Origin of the sequence: Buchnera aphidicola (Nippolachnus piri) (assembly GCF_039383305.1) — a bacterium.
GTDB classification, from domain to species: domain Bacteria; phylum Pseudomonadota; class Gammaproteobacteria; order Enterobacterales; family Enterobacteriaceae; genus Buchnera_F; species Buchnera_F aphidicola_AZ.
The window spans coordinates 119929-139541 of sequence record NZ_CP135009.1; the positions used below are offsets into that span (position 1 = coordinate 119929).

General features: G+C 20.9%; 16 protein-coding genes. 14 read left to right on the forward strand and 2 right to left on the reverse strand.

The genetic code is table 11. The annotated features are described in order from the left end of the window. Positions 1 to 28: 28 nt before the first annotated feature. The 8 genes from nuoG to RJT25_RS00575 all read left to right on the forward strand — a co-directional run bounded on the left by nuoG (position 29) and on the right by RJT25_RS00575 (position 10094). On the forward strand, positions 29 to 2770 hold the full coding sequence (gene nuoG, locus RJT25_RS00540; RefSeq protein WP_343126643.1) for an NADH-quinone oxidoreductase subunit NuoG: 2742 nt from the start codon (positions 29 to 31) through the stop codon (positions 2768 to 2770). After that, positions 2767 to 3741, forward strand: a complete 975-nt coding sequence (gene nuoH / locus RJT25_RS00545; protein WP_343126644.1) for an NADH-quinone oxidoreductase subunit NuoH — start codon at positions 2767 to 2769, stop codon at positions 3739 to 3741. Before nuoG ends, nuoH begins: the two co-directional genes overlap by 4 nt. Positions 3742 to 3753: 12 nt before the next feature. After that, positions 3754 to 4296: an NADH-quinone oxidoreductase subunit NuoI gene (nuoI, locus tag RJT25_RS00550; protein ID WP_343126645.1), complete on the forward strand. Its 543-nt coding sequence runs from the start codon at positions 3754 to 3756 to the stop codon at positions 4294 to 4296. A gap of 20 nt (positions 4297 to 4316) precedes the next feature. After that, entirely contained in the window at positions 4317 to 4838 is a 522-nt protein-coding gene (locus RJT25_RS00555) for an NADH-quinone oxidoreductase subunit J family protein (RefSeq protein ID WP_343126646.1), read from the forward strand. A 5-nt stretch (positions 4839 to 4843) separates the two neighbouring features. Further along, entirely contained in the window at positions 4844 to 5146 is a 303-nt protein-coding gene (gene nuoK, locus RJT25_RS00560) for an NADH-quinone oxidoreductase subunit NuoK (RefSeq protein ID WP_343126647.1), read from the forward strand. Next, positions 5143 to 7008, forward strand: coding sequence for an NADH-quinone oxidoreductase subunit L (locus RJT25_RS00565; RefSeq protein WP_343126648.1), 1866 nt, complete (start codon positions 5143 to 5145; stop codon positions 7006 to 7008). Before nuoK ends, RJT25_RS00565 begins: the two co-directional genes overlap by 4 nt. A gap of 94 nt (positions 7009 to 7102) precedes the next feature. Then, positions 7103 to 8614 carry a complex I subunit 4 family protein gene (locus RJT25_RS00570; protein ID WP_343128846.1) on the forward strand — a complete coding sequence of 504 codons (1512 nt, stop codon included), beginning with the start codon at positions 7103 to 7105 and terminating at the stop codon, positions 8612 to 8614. 10 nt (positions 8615 to 8624) lie between these two features. Next, positions 8625 to 10094, forward strand: a complete 1470-nt coding sequence (locus tag RJT25_RS00575; RefSeq protein ID WP_343126650.1) for a proton-conducting transporter membrane subunit — start codon at positions 8625 to 8627, stop codon at positions 10092 to 10094. Between the two features lie 135 nt (positions 10095 to 10229). Here the strand turns inward: RJT25_RS00575 and RJT25_RS00580 are convergent, their stop codons facing one another. Beyond that, complete coding sequence (locus RJT25_RS00580) at positions 10230 to 11174, reverse strand: ribose-phosphate pyrophosphokinase (protein ID WP_343126714.1); 945 nt, start codon at positions 11172 to 11174, stop codon at positions 10230 to 10232. Between the two features lie 435 nt (positions 11175 to 11609). On the opposite strand from RJT25_RS00580, the gene prfA reads away from it, so the two are divergent. From prfA to pta, 6 genes are all read left to right on the forward strand, one after another. Then, positions 11610 to 12680 carry a peptide chain release factor 1 gene (gene prfA / locus RJT25_RS00585; protein ID WP_343126651.1) on the forward strand — a complete coding sequence of 357 codons (1071 nt, stop codon included), beginning with the start codon at positions 11610 to 11612 and terminating at the stop codon, positions 12678 to 12680. An 18-nt stretch (positions 12681 to 12698) separates the two neighbouring features. Then, on the forward strand, positions 12699 to 12866 hold the full coding sequence (locus RJT25_RS00590; protein WP_343126652.1) for a hypothetical protein: 168 nt from the start codon (positions 12699 to 12701) through the stop codon (positions 12864 to 12866). A gap of 5 nt (positions 12867 to 12871) precedes the next feature. Continuing rightward, positions 12872 to 13534: a peptide chain release factor N(5)-glutamine methyltransferase gene (gene prmC / locus RJT25_RS00595; RefSeq protein WP_343126653.1), complete on the forward strand. Its 663-nt coding sequence runs from the start codon at positions 12872 to 12874 to the stop codon at positions 13532 to 13534. Between the two features lie 87 nt (positions 13535 to 13621). Continuing rightward, a complete protein-coding gene (locus RJT25_RS00600) occupies positions 13622 to 14431 on the forward strand; it encodes a tetratricopeptide repeat protein (protein ID WP_343126654.1) in 810 nt (269 codons plus the stop codon). Positions 14432 to 14527: 96 nt separating this feature from the next. After that, positions 14528 to 15730, forward strand: a complete 1203-nt coding sequence (locus RJT25_RS00605) for an acetate/propionate family kinase (protein ID WP_343126655.1) — start codon at positions 14528 to 14530, stop codon at positions 15728 to 15730. Between the two features lie 24 nt (positions 15731 to 15754). Next, positions 15755 to 16756 carry a phosphate acetyltransferase gene (gene pta, locus RJT25_RS00610; protein ID WP_343126656.1) on the forward strand — a complete coding sequence of 334 codons (1002 nt, stop codon included), beginning with the start codon at positions 15755 to 15757 and terminating at the stop codon, positions 16754 to 16756. A 247-nt stretch (positions 16757 to 17003) separates the two neighbouring features. Here the strand turns inward: pta and gyrA are convergent, their stop codons facing one another. Beyond that, positions 17004 to 19508, reverse strand: coding sequence for a DNA topoisomerase (ATP-hydrolyzing) subunit A (gene gyrA / locus RJT25_RS00615; protein WP_343126657.1), 2505 nt, complete (start codon positions 19506 to 19508; stop codon positions 17004 to 17006). Between the last annotated feature and the right edge of the window lie 105 nt (positions 19509 to 19613).

Below are 19613 nucleotides of genomic sequence, written 5' to 3' on the forward strand. Positions count from 1 at the left end.
TAGAGAAATTTTGGAGAATAGATAATTTATGTTTTCAATTTATATTGATGGAAAAAAATTTTCTATCGAATATCAACAAAATTTATTAGAAGTTTTTTTATCTCTTGGTTTTAATATTCCATATTTTTGTTGGCATCCTTGTTTAGGGAGTATTGGATCTTGCAGGCAATGTGCAATAAAATTATATCGAAATAAGGAAGATAATATTGGAACAGTAGTTATGTCTTGTATGATATCTGTTTATCCTGAAATGAAAGTTTCAATTTTAGATCCTGAAGTTACAAAATTTAGGAAAAGTATAATTGAATTTATGATGTTGAATCATCCTCATGATTGTTTAATATGTTCTGAAGGAGGTAAATGTCATTTGCAAGATATGACAATCTTAAATAAACATTATAAAAGACGTTATCATTTTAAAAAACGTACTTTTTCTAATCAATTTTTAGGTTTTTTTATTAAACAAGAAATGAATCGTTGTATTACATGTTATAGATGTGTGAGATATTATAAAGATTATGCAGGGGGTAAAGATTTTGGAGTATATGGGGTTAGTAATAATATATTTTTTGGACGTTTAGAAGATGGATGTTTAGAAAGTGAATTTTCAGGAAATTTAATTGATATATGCCCTACTGGAGTATTTACAGAAAAAGAAAATAAAAAAAAATATTCTCGAAAATGGGATATTAAATATACTCCGAGTATTTGTCAACATTGTAGTATTGGATGTAATATTAGTATAGGGATTCAATATAAAAAAATGTGTAGTATTGAAAATCGTTTTAATTTTGATATTAATCAACATTTTTTATGTGATTTGGGGCGTTTTGGGTATAGTTATTTAAATAATCAAAAATTTTCAAAATTACCTATATTATTTTCAAATAAGGAAAAAAAAAGAATATTATATGAAGATGCGATAAAATTAATTTTACAATGGAAAAAAAAAAATTTATATAATATTGCCGGGATAGGGTCATCAAGAGCTAGCTTAGAAAGTAATTTTGCTTTATATAATTTAGTAGGAAAAAAAAATTTTTCTTCTGGAATGCCTAAAAAACTACAAAATTGTATTTCTTTGATTACAAAAATTTTAAAAAATAGTGATATTACTATTCCTACTATTTCAGAAATTGAAACATATGATGTTATTTTAATTTTAGGAGAAGATTTAACACAAACAGCTTCTCGTGCAGCTTTAGCTGTTCGTCAAGCTATAAAAAATGTTTTTTTAAGAAAAAAAAATATTAATAATATTGAATCATGGAATTCAGAAGCACTTAAAACTATTTTTCAAAATAAAAAAAATTTTTTATTTATTACAAATACTGATATTACTAAATTAGATGATATTAGTCAATATAGTTATTATGCCCCAGTACATGAACAAGTAAAATTTGGTTGTTTAATTTTAGAGTGTTTACAAGAATTATATTTAAAAAAATCTTTAAATATAAAAAAATATCCTTCAAAAGTAATTGAAATTTCTAAAACTTTAATTCTAGCAAAAAAACCTTTATTAATTTCTGGTTCTAGTAATTTAAATATTTCTTTAATAAAAATCACTTATAATATAGCTCTTTTTTTAAAGAAGAAAAAATTTTTAGTGGGTTTAGCTTTATTTGTATCTTCTGTAAATAGTATTGGGGTTTCTATATTTAATGGAATACCTTTAGAAAGTATTTTTAAAAGAATATTAAAAAGAAAAATTAATTTTTTGATTATTTTAGAGAATGATCTTTCTAGATTTTTTACATCAAAAAAAATAGTTAAAATAATGCAGTTTGTTAAAAATATAATTATTTTTGATCATCAGAAAAATAAAATAACTAAAAATTCTAATATTTTTTTTCCTTGTGCAAATTTTTCTGAAAGTACAGGAACTGTAATAAATTATGAAGCTAGAGCTCAAAGATTTTTTAAAGTTTATAATTATAACATTCATAAGAAAAAAAAAATTCTTTTAGAAAGTTGGAAGTGGATACAAGCTATTAAGAAAGAAGAAACTCAGATTATTACAATTAAGAATTATAAATTAGATCAATTGTTATCAAAATGTATAAATATTTTTCCTGAATTATATTTTTTAAAAAAAGCCTCTCCAAGTTCTTCATATCGTATTTTTCATCAAAAAATTTTACGTTCAACAAAACGTGTTAGTGGATTAACTTCTTCTTTAAATATAAATTCTTCAAAATATTTAAATTCTCAAGATTTAGATTCTATGTTTACTTTTTCGACCGAAGGATCAAATCAAACTGGAGAAGATTTTTCGCATATTCCTTTTTCGTGGGAACCTCGTTGGAATTCTTTACAATCTTTTTATAAATCTAAAGCATATTCTTTAAAAAAAAAACTAAAAAATAAAAATGGAAGTTTGTTATTTTCTCATATGAAAAAAGATTTTAATTTTATGTTACCATTTTTTTCAAAAATTTCTTCGTCTTCTCAAATTTCTAAAAAATTTATAATAATACCTTATTATAAATTGTTAGGAAGTGAAGAAATAAGTCAAAATTCTTTTGAAATTAAATGTATTAATATGAAGAGTTATATAGTTTTAAATTTTTTAGACAGTTTATTATTAGAATTAAAAAAAAATGATTGGATAGAATTTACAATCTTATCTAAAAAATTTAAATTTCCTATTTTATTATCAAAAAAAATTAATTCTGGGTATATTGGATTTCCTATTGGTATTTTAAATTTACCAATTTCTTTTATTGGACGGAGAATTTCAAATTTTAAAAAGGTGATAAAGAAATGATTTTCTTTAGTATATTAACAAATTTTCTGTATAAATTTTTTATAATTTTTATAGTTTTGATATGTATAATTTTTTGTGCTTCGATGTTAAGTATTGTTGAAAGAAAATTTTTAGCTTATTTTCAAAATCGTATTGGTCCGAATCGAGTTGGATGGAACGGATGGCTTCAATTATTAGCAGATGGTATAAAAATTTTATTTAAAGAAGATTGGATTCCTCCCTTTAGTGATCAGTATATTTTTTGTATTGCTCCTTTAATTTCTTTTTTGACATTGTTATTTGTATTATTTACTATTCCAATAAAAAAAAATTTTTTTATTGTAGATTTAAATATTGGTATATTATTTTTTTTTATGATGACTTCAATTTCTGTTTATGGAATTTTATTAGCAGGTTGGTCTAGTCAAAATAAATATTCTTTATTAGGTGCAATTCGAGCTTCTGCTCAAATGTTAAGTTATGAAATTTTTTTAGGTTTATCTACAATGGGAGTAATTGCTCAATCTGGTTCATTTAATTTAATAAAAATTATTAATAGTCAAAAAATAATATGGAATGTTATACCTCAATTTTTTGGCTTTATCACTTTCTTTATTGCAATTTTAGCAATTTGTCATCGACATCCTTTTGATCAACCAGAATCAGAACAAGAATTGTCTGATGGATATCATATTGAATATTCAGGAATGAAATTTGGAATGTTTTTTATTGGTGAATATATTTCAATGATTACTGGTGCTTCTATGATTACAATTTTATTTTTTGGCGGTGGAAATGGTCCTATTTTTCCTGAATATGTTTGGTTTATTTTAAAAACTTTTTTTTGTATATTATTTTTTATTTTATGTCGAGCTTCTTTACCTCGCCCTAAATACATTCATGTTATGAAATTTAGTTGGAGAATATGTTTACCATTAACATTATTAAATTTATTTTTTACTGCTTTTTTTATTTTATATTTTAAAAAATAATTAAGGAAATTTATGTTTATTAAAATTTTTTTTTTACAAATATATAGTCAGATTCGTAGTTTATATTTAATATTTTGTAATATTTTTCAAGCTTCTGAAACTCGATTATATCCAGAAGAATCTTTAAAATTATCTTCAAGATATAGAGGTAGAATTGTATTAACTCGAACTAAAACTGGAGAAGAACGTTGTGTAGCATGTGGTTTATGTGCCGCTGTATGTCCTGTTTCTTGTATTTCATTACAGAAAACTGAAGATAAGACTGGTCGCTGGCGTTCTGAATTTTTTCGTATTAATTTTTCTAGATGTATTTTCTGTGGTTTATGTGAGGAAGCTTGTCCTACTTTAGCAATTCAATTAATTCCAGATGTAGAATTAGGTGATTATGAATATAAAAATTTAATATATGAAAAAAAAGATCTTTTAATTTCTGGAACTGGAAAATATGACGATTATGATTATTATAGCTTTTCAGGAGTTACTTTAAAAAAAACAAAAATTAAAAAATTTTTTCATAAAAAAAAAAATGTAGATATAAAATCTTTATTACCATAATTAAATATGAGGATTTTTTTATGAATTTTTTATTTTATTTTTTAACTTTTTTTTCTATTTTTTTTACAGTATTAGTATTATACGTTCGTCATCCAATGTATATGTTATTATTTTTTATTTTATCTTTATTTTCTATTTCTGGAATATTTTTTTTAATTGGGGATTTTTTTGTTGGAGCAATAGAAATTATTATTTATGCTGGAGCTATTATGGTTCTTTTTTTATTTATTTTAATGTTAATTAATATAAAAAAAGAAAGTAAAAAAAAAATTTTCAAAAGAAAAAAAATTTTATATTATATAATTTTAATTATTTTTTTAGTGTGTTTTTTTTGTTATAACATATTTTTTTTATTAAATTATTGGAATATAAAATTTTTTTATAAAACTTTTTCTTTAAAAAGTATTGGTATTTATTTATTTCGTAAACATCTTTATATAGTAGAATTATCTTCGTTAATTCTTTTTACAGCAACAATTTTAGTATGTTTTTTTATCACAATATATAAAAAAAATTTATTAATTTCTAAACAGGATAAATAAAACAAATGATTTCATTATATAATAGTATTTTTTTTTCCTTAATATTATTTTTCTTAGGATTTATCTCTTTAATTATACGAAGAAATTTTTTTTTTATGTTAATTAGTTTAGAGATTATGACTAATTCTATTGCATTTTTATGGGTGATAGTAGGAAAATATTGGGGAAATATTGAAGGTCAAATTATGTATATAGTAATTGTTACTATAGCAGCTTCTGAAGCTAGTGTAGCTTTAATGATAATGTTGAATATTTATCAAAAATATAAAACATTGAATATTAATAAATTAAGTGAGAATAATAAATGATATTTGTGCCTTTAGCTGTTTTGTTTCCTTTTATAAGTTTTTTATGTTTAATTTTTAATCAAAATTTTTATTCAAAAAAAAATGTTTGTATAATTGGAGTATTTTTTGTTTTTTTGTCATTTTTATGTTCCTTAAAAATTATTTTTTTTTTATATTTTAATCCTCATATAATAAAAATTCCATTATGGACGTGGTTAAAATATAAGCAATTTAGTATCAATTTTAATTTTGTTTTAGATCGGAAAGTTTCATTATTAATTAGCATGGTGACATTAGTTGGATTTTTAGTAAATATTTTTTCGATTTGGTATATTCGTAAAAAAGATAATATTTCGAAATATTTTGCATATACAAATTTGTTTATTACTTGTATTGAAATTTTAATTTTATCTGATAATTTATTATTAATGTATTTTAGTTGGGAAGCTGCTGGATTTTGTTCATATTGTTTAATAGGATTTTATTCTGATAATATTAAAAATGGATATTCTGCATTAAAAGCTTATTTATTAACACGTTTTTCCGATTTTTTTTTATTGATAGCTATATTTTTAATTTTTTATAAATTTCATAATTTAAATTTTTTAGTATTAAAAAATATTTTTTTGAAAAATAATTTTATTTTTAAAAATTCTTTTTACAATAATAGTATTGCTTTATTTTTATTATTAGGAGCAATTGGTAAATCAGCTCAAATTCCATTCCATGTTTGGTTATTAGATGCAATGGTTGGTCCTACACCAGTATCTGCTTTGATACATGCAGCTACTATGGTGACAGTAGGAATTTATTTAATTATGAAAACTTTTTATTTTTTCATAATTTCTCCTTATATTTTAAATTTTATGACTTGTATTGGTATTATTACTTTATTATTTTCTAGTTTTACTGCAATTTTCCAAAACAGTTTAAAAAAAATTTTAGCATATTCTACTATTAGTCAATTAGGTTATATTTTTGTAGCATTAGGTCTTAAAAATATTCAAGTTGCTTTTTTACATTTATTTTTTCATTCTTTTTTTAAATCTTTATTATTTCTTTCTGCTGGTTCTATAATAAAATTAATGAATTATGAACAAAATATTTTTAAAATGAGAATTTCATATAAAAAAATTAAAATTATTTATTTTAGTTTTTTAATTGGTTGTTTGTCATTGTGTTCTTTTCCTTTTTTAACTTCTAGTTTTTATAGTAAGGAAAAAATTTTATATTTAGCTTGGAATTCTAAAAATTTTTGTTTGTTTTTTTTATTATTATTAGGTATTTTTTTTACGAGTGTATATACATTTCGTATGTTTTTAAATGTTTTTCATATGAATATTTCAAAAAAATTTTTATTTAAAAAAAATAGTGTTTTTCAAAATATTCCATTAATTATATTAAATATTTTGTGTTTTTCAGAAATATATTTTATAGTTCAAAAATTTTTATATCCAAAAATGTTTTTTTCAGAATTTTGTTTTTTTTCATTCTATATTATGTTTTTTTCATTTTTTGTTTCTTTTTTAGGATTTTTTTTAGTATATTTTTTTTATATAAATCCTAAAAATTCATTTTTTATTTTTTTACAAATTTTTTATCAAAAAACAATACAAAAAATTGTTTTAAAAGATTGGTATTTACAATTTTTTTATGAAAAAATTTTTTTTTATATTTATGAAAGTTGTTTTATTAAAATTAAAAAAAAAAAATTAGAAAAATTTTTTAATATTTTTTCTTATATTATTTTTTTTTTAAATAAAAAATTTTTGAAAATAGAACAAAAAAATATGTTTGGGTATTTTGGAGTATTAATAACTTTTTTATTCATAATTTTTTTTATATGTTTTATTAATAGTTTTTATTTATTTAATAGATTTTAAAATAATATATAAGAATTTTTTCTTTTTTAATTAAAAAATTTTAATAATTATTATATTTTTTATAAGTTTTAAATAAGATTAGGAGTTTTTTAAAATGTTGTTACTTTTTTTTATTTTTGTACCTTTCTTTGGTGCAATTTTTTGTTTATTCTTTTTAAGAATATCTAGTAGATTTCCTATAATTTTAACATTTTTTATTTCTTGTAGTTGTTTGTTATTATCTTGTTTAATATATTATAAAAAATTTTTTGTATTAACTGTTGGAGAAAGAAAAAATTTATATTTATTAGAATATTGTCATAAATGGATTCCAGAATTTGGTATTACGTTTCATTTTAGATTAGATGGTTTGTCATTATTAATGATTATTATGACTTCTTTTTTAAGTTGTATTGCTGTTTTGTGTGATTGGCGTAAAAAATATAAAAATTCTGGATTATTTTATTTTTTATTCTTATTAATATTATGTAGTTTATTAGGATGTTTTATATCTGAAGATTTATTTTTATTTTTCTTTTTTTGGGAATTGTCAATTTTTCCTGTATATTTTTTAATTTTATTATGGGGCGATAAAAATCTTGACATTAAATTTTTACATTATACTTTAAAAAAGTTTCTTATTTATGCTCATATATCTAGTGTACTGTTATTAATATCTATCTTATATTTAGTACAAATATATTATGAACAAACTGGATTATTAACTTTTGATTATTTGATTTTGAATAAAGTAATTTTATCTCAAAAAATAGAATTTTTATTAATGTTAAGTTTTTTTTTATCTTTTATTATTAAAACTCCTCTTTTTCCTTTTTTAGATTGGTATTCTGAAATTCAGATATGCGCTCCAACCAGTGGTTCAATAAATATTTTATATTTTTTATTAAAAGTTTCTCTTTATGGGTTTTTACGTTTTAATTTATATATGTTGTCACAACATAGAGTTTTGTTTTCTAAAATTGGGATTTTTTTAAGTATAATAACAATTTTATATAGTATTAATAAAATTTTTACGTTAAAAAATATAAAAACAATTATTATATATTTATCTGTTATACATATTGCTATTATTTTTTATTCTTTAAATTATTTAAATAATTTTTCTTTACAAGGATCTGTTTTGTCTCTTTGTTCTTATTCTTTAACTACTGCTGCTTTATTTATGTTATTAGGATTTTTAAAAGAATATTATCAGACAAATAATTTTTTAGTATTTAAAAATATTTCTAAAGTTCTATCTAAATTTTCGTCTTTTTTCTTTTTTTTTATTTTTTCAAATATAGGTCTTCCCGGAACAGGTAATTTTAGTGGAGAAATTTTAATGTTTTTAGGATCATTTTTTTTTTCTCCTATCTTAACTACATTTATAATTTTTAGTTTATTATTTTTATCAGGTTTTTTACTATATATTATAGTACAAACATATTATGGATCTTACAAAATTATAAAAATTTTTAAACAATTTACTTTTCTTACATACTTAATATTATTTTTCATAATTTTTTTGATTTTTTTTATTGGTTTATTTCCTTGTATAATTTTAGATCTTTCAGAATATTGGATAGATTGTATATATAAAAAAAATTTATTTTTTATTAAGAAATAAGGTTAAAGAAATGATATTAGATAGTTTAAAAAATTTTATACCAATTTTTTCTATTTTTGTTTTGATGTTTTCAATTATAATAATTTTGTTAAATAAATCATTTTATAAAAATTTTTTAATAAATTATTATATTGTTTTAATAAGTTTAGTTTTTTGTTTTAGTTTTTTATTTTTTTCAGATTATAAAATTTTTTTATGTTTGTCTAAATTTATTATTTATGATGATTATTCGAGAATTTTTTTTGGTTTATTATATATTTCGGGTTTTTTTTCTTATTTTTTTTTATATCATTTTTCTATTTTATCTAATGAAGAAAAAGATGAATGTTGTTTATTGCTTTTAATTTCTATTTTAGGCGGAATTCTTGTAGGATTATCAACTAATATTATATTATTTATTATGGGATTAGAACTATTATTTTTACCTTTGATTGGATTAATAAATTTTTCTAATACATCTTATAGTTTAATTGTATCTTTAAAATATTTTTTTATTTCTATATTAATGACTTTGTTATTATTATTGGGATTTTCTTTATTATATTTAATTTTTGGTAATTTAAAAATTTTTTCAATTTTTTTATATTTTTTTTCGGGTTTAAATTTTTTTACATATTTCTTAATGATAATGAGTATATTATTAATAATTTTTTCTTTATTTTTTAAATTATCTTTATTTCCTTTTCATTTTTTTATTTTAGATATATATAAGTATGTTTTTTCTCCTATTTTAATATATTATTCGGTAGCTTCTAAAATTTCTATAGTATTATTTTTAGTTCGTTTTTTTTCTAAAATTTATTATTTAAGAAATGTTTCTATTTTGTATCAAATATTATTTTTTGTTTTAATGATTTCTATTTTTTATGGAAATTTTATGGCGTATTTTCAGAAAAATATTAAAATTGTATTAAGTTATACTTCAATTTCTCAAATAGGAATTATTTTAATGATATTGTTAAATAATCCTTTTTTAAGTCAAATTTTTCCAGAATTTTTAATAGGTGTTATGAGTTATATTTTAGGTATTATATGTTTTTTTAGTATTTTAAGTATTATTGAGTATTTTCAAATTACACAAAAAAAATTATTAATAGATAGTAATTCTTTAATTGGATTATTTTGGTATTCTCCTTTTTTAGGTAGTGCTTTAGTTGTTTTATTTTTTTTATTTTCTGGTTTTCCTTTAACTTTAGGATTTTGGAGTAAATTATATTTATTGCGATTTTCTATACATGAGAATTTATGGTATTTATTAGGATTTTTAGGAATAAGTAGTTTTTTTAGTATTTTTTGTTATTTACCTTTTTTAAAAAATATTTTTATTTATCCTATTAATTTAAATGAATTTTATATTAAAAAAAAATTTAAAATTTCATTTATTTTTTTAATAATAATTTTCTTTTTAATATTTTTTTTAATTTTTTTAGGGTTTTTTCCATTTTCTTTTATATATATATTTTTTTTAAAAAAAATATAATATTTTTTTATTATATTTTTTTAGTATAAATTTTTTATTATATAAAATATTTTTATCTCTCAAATATTTTTTTGAGAGATTTTATTGCTCAAATTATTTTAATATTAAAAATTTTTTATGTAATGTATTTAAATTTTATAAAGATTTTTCAAACATTTCGGAGATAGATTTTTCTTGATGTATTCTTCTGATAGCTTCCGCTAATAAAGGAGCTACAGTTAAGGTACGTATATTTTTTAATTTTTTTATTTTTGAAGATAATGGAATAGTATTGCATACTATTATTTGGTCAATTTTAGATTTTTTTAAATTTTCTATTGCGTTTCCTGAAAATACAGGATGTGTAGCATAAGCAAAAATTTTTTTTGCTCCTTTTTTTTTTAATTCTTCTGAAGCTTGATATAATGTAGAACTAGTATCAATCATATCATCTATTAAAATACAGTTACGATTTTTTACATTTCCAATAATGTTCATTACTTGAGCAACATTAGTTGCAGGTCTTCTTTTGTCAATAATAGCAATATCAGAATTTTTTAACAATTTTGAAATTTCTCTAGCACGTATAATTCCTCCAATATCAGGTGATATAATAATTGGTTTAGATAAACCAATTTTTAAAATATCTTTTAATAATATAGAACTACCAAACATATTATCTATTGGTATATCAAAGAAACCTTGTATATGTTCGGCATGTAAATCTATTGTTAAAATATGATTGATACCTACATTAGATAATAAATTTGCTATTACTTTTGCTGTAATTGGTACTCTAGAAGAATGTATTCTACGATCTTGTCTTGCGTATCCAAAATATGGAATCACAGCTGTAATTTTACGAGCTGATGCTCTTTTTAAAGCATCCGCTATAATAATTAATTCCATTAAATTATCATTTGTAGGAGCACATGTAGATTGAATTAAAAAGATATCATTTCCTCGAATATTTTCGTTAATTTGAACACTAATTTCTCCATCACTAAATTTACTAACTTTTGATTTTCCTAAATGTATGTTTAAACATTTAGAAATATTTTTTGCTAATTCAGGAATTGAATTACCAGTAAACAATTTTATTTCTGACATATTAGAACCATGAATTTAATTAATAAAATAGAAAAAATAATATTTTATATTTTTTCTTTTTTTTTTAAAAAAATAAAAGAAAAAATTTAATATTGTGTTTTTTTTAAAAAAAAATAAATATTGAGATTTCAGGATTTTAAAATATTTTTTTTGTAACATAAAAATTTATTGTATATCAAAGAAAATTGTAGCATATTTAAAATATAATTTTTATTTTTTCAAAAAAATATATAAAATTTAAAATTTATAATTTTTTAGTGTAATCTTTTTTTTAAAAAATATATAATAAAAATTTCTTTTACATATATTGAATTTTAAGTTATATTATTATAATTTATATTTTCTAAAATTTTTTTAAGATTTTTTAAGATATAAAATATATAGAAAATTAATATTTTATTGTATTGAATAGGATATATAATTTTTATGAATAAGTCTATAATAGAAAAATTAGAAAATTTATCTAAACGTTATAAAAAATTAGATAAATTATTAAAAAATAATTATATGAAATTAACACGTCATGAATATACTAAATTTTCTAAAGAATACGTAAATTTAACTTTTTTATATGAAAAATTTATACTTTGGAAAAAATCTTTAGAACAAATTAAACAAACTAAAATATTATTAAATGATTCTGAATTATCAGATTTAGCTCAAAAAGAATTAATTGTTTTAAAAAAAACTCGAAATCAATTATCTTCTCAAATTAAGTCGCTTTTAATTCCAATTGATCCTCAGGATATTCGTAGTTGTTATATTGAGATTCGTGCCGCTACAGGAGGTAATGAAGCCGCTATATTTTCAGGAGATTTATGTAAAATGTATTTACGTTATTCTGAATCTCAAAAATGGAAATCAGAAGTCATAAGTCAACATATAGGTGAACATGGTGGATATAAAGAAATTATTTTAAAAATTATAGGAAAAGGAGCTTGTGGAAAATTAAAATTTGAATCGGGAGGTCATCGTGTACAAAGAGTTCCCAAAACAGAATCTCAAGGACGTTTGCATACTTCTTCGTGTACAGTTGCAGTATTACCAGAATTTAAAAAATTTAAAGAAGTTATTTTAAATTTTTCAGATTTAAAAATTGATACTTTTAGGTCTTCTGGTGCGGGAGGGCAACATGTAAATACTACAGATTCAGCAGTTAGAATTACACATCTTCCTAGTGGATGCGTTGTAGAGTGTCAAGATGAACGTTCTCAACATAAAAATAAAGAAAAAGCTTTAGGAGTATTAAGTTCAAAAATATATTCTGAAAAATTACGTCAAGAACATAAAAAAAATTCTTTACTTCGTAAAAGTTTGTTAGGTACTGGAGAGCGTTCTGATAGAAATCGTACGTATAATTTTCCACAAAATCGTGTAACAGATCATCGTATTAATTTAACTTTATATAGATTAGAAGAAATTTTATCAGGAAAATTAGATTTGTTAATTAATCCTCTTTTACAAGAGTATCAAGCAGATATTTTGTTAAAACTTTAATATTGAAGGAAATATTTTATGAAAATTGTAGAATGGTTAAAATATTCTAAAAAATTTTTAAAATTTAGTTCTAGTCCTCTTTTAGATGCTCATATTATTTTAAAACATATTTTGAAATTAACTACAATAAAATTCATTTTATTATCAGAAAAAAAAAAATTACAAATACTGAATTTAAAAATTTAGATATTTTGTTAAGACGTAGAATGTTAGGAGAACCTATTGCATATTTAATAAATCAAAAAGAATTTTGGTCATTAAAATTTTATGTAGATGCTAATGTTTTAATTCCACGTCCAGATACAGAATTATTAATTCAAGAAGTATTAAAAAAAGTACAGAATTCTTCTTTAAAGATTTTAGATTTAGGAACTGGTAGTGGTGCTATTGCTATATCTTTAGCATTAGAATGCCCGTATTGCAGAATTTATGGTGTTGATAATAATTTAAAGATTCTTCAAATAGCTAAAAAAAATTCTATATTTTTGAAAGCCAACAATGTTCAATTTATATATAGTGATTGGTTTTTAAATTTGTATAAAAAAAAATTTCATATTATTGTATGTAATCCTCCATATTTATCAATCTTACGTTTTAAAAATTTAAGATCACATTTATTATATGAACCATATTCTTCATTAGTTGCGGGAGATTCAGGTTTAGAAAGTATTCAAATAATTTTAAATAATGCTCCTAATTATTTATATAATCGTGGATGGTTTTTTTTAGAGCATTGTTTTAAACAAACTTTAGCAGTAAGACATTTTTTTAAAAAAAACAATTTTTCTTTTGTAAAATCTTATATAGATGAGAGTGGTCGTTACCGGATTACTCAAGGAAGATTTTATTATTAATTAAAAATTTAAAATTTTTATAATATACTTTATTAGATTTTAAGTTTTTAATATTTTTTTTAAAGAAAATAAATATTTGGAAAATATATGATAGATTTTAAAAAAATTGATTTTTCTAGTATATCCATGTTTGAAATTATAGTAGACGTTATGTCTGAAATTAAAAAAAATTTTTTAAAAAATTTAGTAATAGATTCGATGAATCAAAAAATTTTTGAAATAAAAGATTTAGTTACTGAACAAAAAATTTTATTAAAAAAAATTAAAATTATTTTAAAATTTTTTTATAAAATTTGGAAATTTCGAGAAGTAGAAGGTAAACATAAGATTTCTGAAATTTTATGGTTTGATAATGTATTTAAAAATCTTCAAGGTACTTCTTTTTCTTTAGGAATTATTTTATTACATTTTTTTTTTTATTTTAATTTACCTGTATATCCTGTATTATTTCCAACTCAATTAATTTTAAGAGTTGAAGAAGATAAAGAAAGTTATTATTTTATAAATCCTTTTAATGGAGATTTTTTAAATTCTCATATCTTAGATGCTTGGTTAAAAGGAAATGTAAGTCCAACTTCACAATTATCTTTATCTAATTTAAAAATTTCTAAACCTGTAAAAATTATTCAAAAATTATTAAATATTTTAAAAATTGCATTAATTGATGAAAAAAAAATGGATCTTTCGTTAAAAGTTAGTGAAATTTTATTAAAATTATATCCTAAAGATCCTTATGAAATTCGTGATAGAGGGTTAATATTTTCTCAATTAGATTGCCATCATGTTGCTTTAAAAGATTTAATATATTTTGTAGAGAATTGTCCAGAAGATCCGATTAGTGAAATTATTAAATCTCAAATACGTACTATTGAAAGAAAAATTATTCTTTTTCATTAAATATTTTTTAAAAAAAAATGTATATGGAAATATATTTTTTAAAAATTAAAAAGAAAATTTTTTATATATTAATATAAAATTTAATAGGATAATTTTGTGAAAAAAAAAAAGATTTTGGTTTTAAATTGCGGAAGTTCTACTATTAAATTTTCTATTTTTGATGTTGAAGAAAAAATTTTTTGTTTGATAGGAATAATAGATAATTTAGGAACAAAAAATGTATGTGCTATTTGGAAAATTTTTAATAATAGCGAAGAAAAATTTTTTTTTCAAAAAAATCTTTCTTATGAAAAAAGTTTGAAATTTATATTTGAGTTATTAAAAAATAAATTTTTTGAATATTATAGAAATATTATTGGTATTGGTCATCGTGTAGTGCATGGAGGAGATAAAATTTTTAAAACTGAACAAATTACTTCTAAAATTTTAAAACAAATTAAATTGTCAATTAATTTTGCTCCTTTACATAATCCTAAAAATATTCTTGGTATTGAAAGTTCTTTGAAATTTTTTCCACATTTATCTTTATGTAATTTTGCTGTTTTTGATACTATGTTTCATCAAACTATTCCAAAAGTATCTTTTTTATATGCGATTCCATATTTTTTTTATAAAAATTATAAAATTCGTCGTTATGGAGCGCATGGTATTAATCATTTTTATGTGACAAAAAAAAGTGCATTATTATTAAAGAAAAATATAAATACAATAAATTTAATTAGTTGTCATTTAGGAAGTGGCGCTTCTATTACTGCGATTCGTAATGGAAAATCAATTGATACTTCTATGGGTTTAACTCCATTAGAAGGTTTAATTATGGGGACGCGATGTGGAGATATAGATCCATCTATTATTTTTTATATGTATGAAATCTTAGGATTTTCAATTTTAAAAATTAAAAAAATATTAACTTATAAATCTGGTTTATTAGGCATAAGTGAATTAAGTAGTGATTTTAGAATATTAGAAAAACAATATAATATTAATATGAAAATAAAATTTGCTATTAAAAGTTTTTGTTATCGTATTTCAAAATATATTTCTAGTTATATGGTTGCATTAAAAGGTAAATTACATGCTTTAATTTTTACTGGTGGTATTGGAGAAAATTCATCATTTATTAGAAAAAAAATTATTAAAAAAATACATTTTTTAGGATTTAAATTAGATGTTGTAAAAAATGTAAAAAGAAATTTTCTTTATTATCATAGTATCCATAAAAAAAATAGTATACCTATTTTTGTTATTCGAGCTAATGAAGAAAAAATGATAGCAGAAGAGACGTTAAGATTTTTATAATTTTTAAATTAATATGGTTGATGTATGAAAATTAAAGTTTTAAAAAAATTTAAAGAATTTTTAAAAAAAAAAGTTCAAAGAAATAAAAAAGTTATTATTTTTCCTGAAAGTTATAATAAAAAAATTTTACAGGCAGTATCTATTTGTATAAAATTTAAATTAATGCAGTGTGTTTTAATAGGTAATAAAACTAAAATTTTTTTTTTAGCTCATTCTTTAAATATTTTTTTAGGAAATAATATAAAAATTATTTCTCCTGAAAAAATATATTTAAAATATGTAGATCGTTTAGTTTTTTTACGAAAAAAAAAAGGCATGAATGTAGAGTTAGCAAAAAAAATATTGTTCAATAATTATATTATTTTATCAATTATGATGTTAGAAAATAATGAAGTAGATGGAGTAGTTGCTGGAATTGAGCATACAACTGATGAAATAATTCGACCTGCATTACAAATTTTACAAATTTTTAAAAAAAATTCTTTTGTATCTTCTATGTTTTTTATGTTATTACCTACAAAAATTTTATTATATGCAGATTGTGCATTAAATATTAATCCTAATATTTTAGAATTATCTCAAATTTCTATTCAAACAGCAAATACGGCTACTTTAGTAAATATAAAAGCTAAAATTGCAATTTTATCTTATTATACTGGATATTGTAAAAAATACTCTATTAATAAAAAATTAATTCAAGTTATTCACACTGTAAATAAAAATAGACCTGATTTATTAATTGAAGGACCTATTCAATATGATGCTGCTGTTAGTCCTGAAGTATCAAAATTAAAATATCCTAATTCAATTTTAAAAGGAAAAGCTAATGTTTTAATTTTTCCTGATTTAAATTCTGGAAATATTACATATAAAGCTGTGCAGCGTTCTTCTAAAATAATTTCAATAGGACCTATATTGCAGGGTTTAGAAAAACCCGTCAATGATTTGTCACGCGGGTCTTCAGTATACGATATTGTATATACTGCAATGATTACTGCATTGCAAAGTCGTAAAGAGAAATCTTAAAATATAAATATTATATATTTTTTAAATATTTTTTTTATTTATATTTTATATTTTTTATTTTATTTTTTATATATGCCTCTCTTTTTTAGGTAATATTTTTAAAAAAAATATGTGATTTAAATGTTTTAAATGTAAAATTTTATATTTGAAAAATAAATTTTATATTTTTAAAAAAATTTTTAGATTTAAAAGTATTATAATAAAAAATTAAGGGGCATATATGAAGTTTATTATAATTTTGAATTTTTTATATATTTTCATCGCTAACTTTTTGTAAAGCAACAACTTTTTCTTTTTTTGTAGTTCGAATTAAAATTACTCCTTGTGTATTTCTTTTTAAAATTGCAACTTCAGAGACTCTAGTTCTTACTAAAGTTCCAGCGTTTGTAATCATCATTATTTGATCATTTTTTTGTATTGGTAAAGCACCGATGACAACTCCATTTTTAGGAGTGACTTTAATAGAAATAATTCCTTTTGTGGCGCGAGATTTTATAGGAAATTCTTTAATATGAGTTTGTTTTCCGAATCCATTTTCTGTTACAATTAAAATTTTGTCATTTTTTTTAGGAATTAATAAAGACACTACTTGATCATTTTTTTCAATTTTCATTCCTTTAATTCCAGCTGCTGTTCTTCCCATTTTTCTTACTGTTTTTTCTTGAAAATGAACAACTTTTCCTTTAGATGTAAATAACATTACTTGATTCGAACCATTAGTTAAAGAGACTCCAATAAGTTCATCATTTTCTCGTAATTTAATAGCAATTATACCGGAATTTCTTGGTTTTTTAAATTGTGTTAATGTTGTTTTTTTAACATATCCATATGTAGTAGCCATAAAAATATTAAAAGAAGAAGGATATTTAGATAGTGGTAAAATTGTAGTTATTCTTTCAGTTTTATTTAATGGTAAGAGATTTACTATCGGTTTTCCTCGAGCATGTCGACTAGTTTCTGGTAATTGGTATACTTTCATCCAATATATGATGCCACGACTAGAGAAACATAAAATTGTATCATGAGTATTTGTAACTAAGAGACTTTGAATATAATCTTCGGCTTTAGTTTTTGCGGCAGATTTACCTTTTCCTCCTCTTTTTTGAGCATTGTATTCTGTTATAGGTTGATATTTTACATATCCTGAATGTGATAAAGTAACAACGACGTTTTCTTTTGGAATTAAATCTTCCAGCAGTATTTCTGCAGTATTTTTTAAAATTTTTGTTTTTCGTGAATCTGAAAATTGTTTTTTTAAAAGTAATAATTCTTTTTTTATAACTGAAGTAAGTTTGTGAGGAGTAGATAAAATTTCTATTAGTTTATGCGTTTCTTTTTTTAAAAACAAATATTCTTTTTGAATATTTCGATTTTCTAATGTGGTTAATTTATGTAATTTAATTTCTAAAATAGCGTTAATTTGTTTTTCACTAAAAAAATATTTTTCGTAAATTAGTGTGTTTTTTTTGTGTTCATGAAAAGTATGAATATATTTTTTAGAGATTTTCCAGGATATATTTTTTAATTTTATGTTTGCTTCTTTTTTTGTTAGAGAAGTTTTTATAATTTTAATAATTTTATCAATATTAGATAAAGCAATTGTAAAACCTTTTAAAATATGTAGTCTTTTTTTGTATTTTTTTAATTCATATTGAGAACGACGAAAAATTATTTTTTGTCGATGAATAAAAAATTCATGTATAATATTTTTTAAAGTTAAAATTTTTGGTTGTCCGGAACATAATGCGACCATATTAAATCCAAAAGAAATTTGTAAAGATGTTAATGCATATAATTGATTGAGAATTAAATCTGAAATTGCTTCTTTTTTCATTTCAATAACAATTCTCATTCCATCTTTATCAGATTCATCTCTTATTGTAGAGATACCTTCTATTTTTTTATCTTTAATTAATTCTGAAATTTTTTTTATTAATCGTGTTTTATTTACTTGATATGGAATTTCATGAATAATAATAGATTTCTTTTTAGTTTTTGGATTTGTTTCTAAAGAATTTTTAGAACGTATAGAAATTTTTCCTCGACCAGTTCGATAAGCTTCTTCAATACCTGAACATCCATTAATAATACCTGCAGTCGGGAAATCTGGTCCTGGAATAAATTTCATTAATTTTTTTAAAGAAATATTATTATTTTCTATATAAGCTAAACAACCATTAATAATTTCTCGTAGATTATGAGGTGGTATGTTAGTAGCCATACCTACAGCAATACCGGAAGATCCATTAATTAATAAATTAGGTAATTTAGAAGGTAAAATTTCAGGAATTTTTTCTGTACCATCATAATTAGGTAAAAAATTAATTGTATCTTTATCTAAATCACATAACATTTCATGTGCTATTTTAGACATTCTAATTTCAGTATACCTCATAGCGGCAGCAGAATCTCCATCAATTGAACCAAAATTTCCTTGACCGTCAATTAGTGTATAACGTAAAGAAAAAGATTGAGCCATTCGTACGATTGCGTCATATACTGCGGAATCACCATGCGGATGATATTTTCCAATAACATCGCCTACAATTCGAGCAGATTTTTTATGAGGTTTATTCCATTCATTTTTTAATATATTCATAGCAAATAAAATTCTTCTATGCACAGGTTTTAAACCATCCCTAACATCGGGCAAGGCTCGACCAATAATAACTGACATAGCATAATCTAAATATGAATTTTTTAATTCTTTTTCGATGTTGACGGGAGTAATATTTTTAAAATTTTCTTCCATTAATTTTGATTCTCTACAATATAAAGATTTTATTAATAATAAAAAAATTATATCATATTTATTATATTATATAATCAGAGGATTTTATTTATTTTTAAAAAAATA

What these genes read in the sequence shown, in the direction of transcription:
- nuoG (WP_343126643.1), top strand. Translation starts at nt 29, where the DNA reads ATGTTTTCAATTTATATTGATGGAAAAAAATTTTCTATCGAATATCAA.
- nuoH (WP_343126644.1), top strand. Translation starts at nt 2,767, where the DNA reads ATGATTTTCTTTAGTATATTAACAAATTTTCTGTATAAATTTTTTATA.
- nuoI (WP_343126645.1), top strand. Translation starts at nt 3,754, where the DNA reads ATGTTTATTAAAATTTTTTTTTTACAAATATATAGTCAGATTCGTAGT.
- RJT25_RS00555 (WP_343126646.1), top strand. Translation starts at nt 4,317, where the DNA reads ATGAATTTTTTATTTTATTTTTTAACTTTTTTTTCTATTTTTTTTACA.
- nuoK (WP_343126647.1), top strand. Translation starts at nt 4,844, where the DNA reads ATGATTTCATTATATAATAGTATTTTTTTTTCCTTAATATTATTTTTC.
- RJT25_RS00565 (WP_343126648.1), top strand. Translation starts at nt 5,143, where the DNA reads ATGATATTTGTGCCTTTAGCTGTTTTGTTTCCTTTTATAAGTTTTTTA.
- RJT25_RS00570 (WP_343128846.1), top strand. Translation starts at nt 7,103, where the DNA reads ATGTTGTTACTTTTTTTTATTTTTGTACCTTTCTTTGGTGCAATTTTT.
- RJT25_RS00575 (WP_343126650.1), top strand. Translation starts at nt 8,625, where the DNA reads ATGATATTAGATAGTTTAAAAAATTTTATACCAATTTTTTCTATTTTT.
- prfA (WP_343126651.1), top strand. Translation starts at nt 11,610, where the DNA reads ATGAATAAGTCTATAATAGAAAAATTAGAAAATTTATCTAAACGTTAT.
- RJT25_RS00590 (WP_343126652.1), top strand. Translation starts at nt 12,699, where the DNA reads ATGAAAATTGTAGAATGGTTAAAATATTCTAAAAAATTTTTAAAATTT.
- RJT25_RS00600 (WP_343126654.1), top strand. Translation starts at nt 13,622, where the DNA reads ATGATAGATTTTAAAAAAATTGATTTTTCTAGTATATCCATGTTTGAA.
- pta (WP_343126656.1), top strand. Translation starts at nt 15,755, where the DNA reads ATGAAAATTAAAGTTTTAAAAAAATTTAAAGAATTTTTAAAAAAAAAA.
- gyrA (WP_343126657.1), bottom strand. Translation starts at nt 19,508, where the DNA reads ATGGAAGAAAATTTTAAAAATATTACTCCCGTCAACATCGAAAAAGAA.